Source organism: Hydrocoleum sp. CS-953 (assembly GCF_002260545.1).
Classification (GTDB): domain Bacteria; phylum Cyanobacteriota; class Cyanobacteriia; order Cyanobacteriales; family Microcoleaceae; genus Trichodesmium.
The window spans coordinates 1-5,102 of the sequence record NZ_LGSU01000864.1 but is presented as its reverse complement, the minus strand read 5'-3'; the positions used below and the strand labels follow the sequence as shown (position 1 = coordinate 5,102).

The following is a 5,102-nucleotide window of genomic DNA, read 5'->3' as shown; positions in this document are numbered from 1 at the left end:
AATGTTATTGTAGTTCAATATATTGAATTTGAAATTATTTCATTACTTCTGCAATATTTTTGTAATTACTAAATGTCATAATTTAATGGATAATGGATAATTGATAATTGATAATGGATAATGAAAACTATGTCTAATGAGGGTTTGCTGAAAAAGTATTATAGATGAGGTTAGGAATCAGCAGTCAGGTAGGGGAGTCGTCGGATTGGCGACGTACAGGATAAATAGAAATTATAGAGGAAGTAGTCGGATATTTCGTATCTTGATTTTTCTGCTCTTATTTAGCTAATATCAAATCCGGTAGCATCGGTATAAAAAAGTAGAGAAACCGGGTTGGTATCAAATACCCTACAATACTAACATTGACCTCCCACAAACCCGGTTTCTTATTACTCCGAAGCCAGCAGATTTGATATAAAATCCTAACTTTTTGAACATAAGCAACCTAAAAGCTTAAACTTTTTGACACCTAAAAATACTAAAACATTTACCTTTAAAGACTTTAATATTTAATCAGTAAACCCTAATTATCAATTATCCATTATCAATTATTAATTACTAAAGCTCCTTCCATTTTACTCAACCAATCTATCAAACTTTCTAACTGTTTATCTGCACTTACAACACCTAATCCTCTGACTGTTACTTTAGCTTTACTAAAAACAAAACGAGATTGTAAATGACCTGGTAATTTCTCTTTCAATAAATTCCATGCAGGTTCCTCCATTGGTGTTTCTAAAACAACGTGTTGTTTACCCTCTACTTTAATCCTGGAAAACCCTACTTTTTTGGCAATTTGTTTTAATTCCATCATTCTTAATAACTGTAAACCAGCTTTCGGAATTGTACCGTAGCGATCGCTCCAATCACTTTCTATTTGACTCAATTCTTCCCGACTATTAGCAACAGCAACCGAACGATAAGCACCCATTTTTTGATCTAAGTCTGGAATATAATCTGCGGGAATGAATGCAGTCAAACTTAGGTCAATTTGTGTATCATCAACTTGAGGAATTTCCTGACCTTTGATTTCCCGAATTGCCTCTTCCAACATTTCCGTATACAGATCGAATCCGATAGTGTTCACCTGACCAGACTGCTCCGCTCCCAAAATATCTCCTGCTCCCCGAATTTCTAAATCTCGCATTGCCAACTGATATCCCGAACCCAACTGAGTAAATTCCTTAATTGCCCGTAACCGCTTTTGCGCCTCATCTGTCAGCGCTACTCCACCGGAAGCAGTAGTCGGATAAAACAACCACGCATGAGCTTGCACTCCAGCACGACCAACTCTTCCTCGCAACTGATACAACTGTGACAAACCAAACTTTTGAGCATCTTCTATTAATATTGTGTTGACGCGGGGAATATCCAAACCAGATTCAATAATTGTCGTACAAACTAAAATGTCAGCTTCCCCCGCACTAAATGTCAACATAATTGACTCCAACTCTGCTGCATCCATTTGACCGTGACCGATATTAATTCTAGCTCCGGGAATCATTTCTCGCAATTTTCCTGCCAATTCCTCAATACCTTCAATGCGTGGCACTACATAAAATACCAGTTTCGAGAGTTGGGGTTGTTGGTAGTGGATGAGGAACAGCGGTTTGGCGTTAACCAGAAGGAAAAAATTAAGGCGCTCAAAGCTCAGGTGGATGTNGGGAATATCCAAACCAGATTCAATAATTGTCGTACAAACTAAAATGTCAGCTTCCCCCGCACTAAATGTCAACATAATTGACTCCAACTCTGCTGCATCCATTTGACCGTGACCGATATTAATTCTAGCTCCGGGAATCATTTCTCGCAATTTTCCTGCCAATTCCTCAATACCTTCAATGCGTGGCACTACATAAAATACCTGACCTCCACGATTTAATTCTTGGCGAATTGCAGTGCGAGCAGTTTCCAGATCGTAGGGTGCTAGATGAGTTTTTATCGGGCGACGCAAAGGGGGTGGTGTAGTAATCAAACTCATTTCGCGAATCCCTGAAAGTGCCATATATAATGTTCTGGGAATTGGAGTAGCGGTAAGTGTCAGCACATCCACCTGAGCTTTGAGCGCCTTAATTTTTTCCTTCTGGTTAACGCCAAACCGCTGTTCCTCATCCACTACCAACAACCCCAACTCTCGAAACTGGATCGTCTTACTTAAAATAGAGTGAGTACCGACAATAATATCTAATTCCCCTGTTGCTAACCGCCGTTGAATTTCTTTCTTTTCATTGGTAGTACGGAAGCGGTTGAGTAAACCTATTTCTATGGGGTAGGGAGCAAAACGTTCTTTGAGAGTGTGATAATGTTGTTGGGTTAAAACTGTTGTCGGTGCGAGAAATGCTACTTGTTTGTTTGCTGTGACTGCTTTGAAAATTGCCCGGATGGCGACTTCTGTTTTGCCGAAACCAACGTCACCGCAAACCAGACGATCCATTGCTCGTTCACTTTCCATATCCCTTTTCACATCTTGGGTTGCTTTCAACTGGTCGGGGGTGGGTTGGTAAGGGAATGAGTCTTCCATTTCTTCTTGCCACGGGGTGTCAGTAGGAAAACTATAACCTGTTTTTTCGGCGCGTTGAGCATACAGTTTCAGCAAGTCAACGGCTAATTTTTTGATTGACTTACGAACTTTATTTTTGGTACTTTCCCAGGTTTTGCCAGTCAGTTTATTGAGTTGGGGTTTTTTCTTATCGGTGCTTCTTAAGCGTGACAGGGAACCAAGTTGGTCGGCGGCAACTCTGAGCAAACCGTCAGCATATTGAATTGCTAAATAATCACGGGTTTCGTTATTTAGAGTCAGACTTTCTAATTTTACGAACTTACCGATGCCATGTTGACGGTGAACTACATAATCTCCTGGTTGCAGTTTGTTGGGGTCTACTTGTTTGGAAGCAGCTTGACGACGTTTGCGAATATAGGTGGGAGTGGCGAGGGNATTTAGAGTCAGACTTTCTAATTTTACGAACTTACCGATGCCATGTTGACGGTGAACTACATAATCTCCTGGTTGCAGTTTGTTGGGGTCTACTTGTTTGGAAGCAGCTTGACGACGTTTGCGAATATAGGTGGGAGTGGCGAGGGTGTGTTGCCCGTAAAATTCTCTATCGGTGATTAGTGCTAACCGGAATGTGGGCAAAATAAATCCTTCTAATTCTGCTAAACCACTATATTTGAGAGCGACGGGAGTATATTGGGTTTGCAGTCTGTCAATGGCGGGGTAGTCGCGGGGGTTGGGAATAAACTGGGCGGGGCAGTCGTGTTCCTGGAGTAGAGAAACGGAGCGCGATGGTTGAGCAGAAATTAGGAAAACGGAATGTTTACGTTCCCTTTCCTGACGCAGGTTTTCTGCCAGTTTGGCATATTGATGTGGCATCACTGGTAAGGGGCGACTCGCAAGGTTGAGGGTGTAGGGAAGGTCGGCGGTAATTTCGCTTTTGGTTTCTTTGGTAAGTTCGGATAAATATAGTCTGGGAAAAAATTCGACTTCTGCGAGGGAGTCGGCAAATGTACGATGAATTTTTGGTAATTTTGTGGAAGTGTTGAGTTGTTGCCAATTTTCTTCTACCAGTTCAAACCAGCGATCGCCATGAGCAGCACATTGATCTGGTTCGTCTATGGCAATGAGAGTATTTTCTGGCAAGTAGTCTAATACAGAAGCAAATGTTGAGTCGGTTATTGACTCTAAATTTCCTAACCCCCACTGACTAAAATCTCTAGGTGTTAAGACTATTTGGGGAATTTTGTCAAGGGAACGTTGGGTGGAAGGGTCGAATTCCCGAATTTTTTCTAGTTCGTCTCCAAACCATTCTAGGCGTACTGGTAATTCTGAGGCGACGGGAAATATATCTATAATATCTCCCCGGCGACTCCACTGACCTTCGGTTTCAACTAATGCTACTCGTTCGTATCCCATTTGGGCGAGTTTTTCATCGAAGATTTTGGAGTTACTGGTAATGCCAGGGATGAGGGTTAGGCAGTAGGGTTGAAAATTTTTAACTGTAGGTAGGTGGGGTTGGAGCGATCGCTCAGTTGCCACCACGGCCATTTTTGCTTTATTGCTACTGTTACCGTTGCTAGTTACATTTTCTGGGGCATTCTCACTCACCAAGTCTGCTAATACCTGCATTTGTCCCCAAATCATTTCTTCTGAGTAGGAGGGTTCGTAAGGGGATGCTTCGGAAGTTGGGTAAAAGTGAACTGTTGGCCATCCTATTGCTTCTAATTGTGCTGCCCACCGCCCCGCCTCTTCTAATGTTGCAGTGACAATGAATAAATTTTGCTCTTGTTGTTGGGCGAGGGTAGATGCGACTAAACCTTTGGGTAAACGGGGAGCGCCGTTTAGTTGTAGACATTGGTATTGTTGGAGTTTATTTAGGAGTTCGGTTGTCAGAGGCGATCGACCAAGTAGTTTAATAATAGATGATAGTGTCATTTCAGTTATCAGTTATCAGTTATCAGTTATCAGTAGGCAAATAGAGAAATTTTGCTCAAGTTTCAGTCATTTTTATTAGTATGTTATGGCAACCCTAAATAGGTTGTAATATTTTATGGTAGGGGTTTGGTCTCCAAAACCCATTTCTATCATAGGTTGTAATATTTTATGGTAGGGGTTTGGTCTCNTATGGTAGGGGTTTGGTCTCCAAAACCCATTTCTATCATAGGTTGTAATATTTTATGGTAGGGGTTTGGTCTCCAAAACCCATTTCTATATTGAAATAGAAGTTTGTTGATTAAATCTCAAATCTTTAAAAATAAAGGCTTAAGTTTTTTTAGGGTCAAAAAAAAGTGCCATATTTTCAGTATAAAACGCTCAAAAAAGTTAGCATTTTGGGCAAGACTTGAGCAAAAAAATTACTCTCGTAGGGACGCCCTGATGCAACGTCTCTACCTAATCCCTACCCTTTAAAAAGACTTTTTTAGCAAACCTAGTTTCTAGGGTTTGGAGACCAAACCCCTACAGTTTTTTTGACAAATAATGATTTACAATTATAGCAATCCTAAATTAGGTTGTCAGATTTTACAGTTTTTTTCACAAATCATTTACGATTACTATATATTATCCTAAATTCATAACTTAATTGTCATTCTATGGGGAATTATTT

Annotated in this window: 1 protein-coding gene and 2 pseudogenes; all 3 read right to left on the bottom strand. The window is 40.7% G+C overall.

Annotated elements, in window-relative coordinates:
* Positions 1-544 precede the first annotated feature (544 nt).
* A pseudogene (locus AFK68_RS11285) lies at positions 545-1,564 on the bottom strand (TRCF domain-containing protein); the annotation flags it as partial.
* Between the two features lie 99 nt (positions 1,565-1,663).
* Positions 1,664-2,934: pseudogene (locus AFK68_RS11280) on the bottom strand (DEAD/DEAH box helicase); the annotation flags it as partial.
* A gap of 1 nt (position 2,935) precedes the next feature.
* On the bottom strand, positions 2,936-4,432 hold a 1,497-nt coding region (locus AFK68_RS11275; protein ID WP_305778136.1), incomplete at its 3' end, for a CarD family transcriptional regulator.
* Positions 4,433-5,102 lie beyond the last annotated feature (670 nt).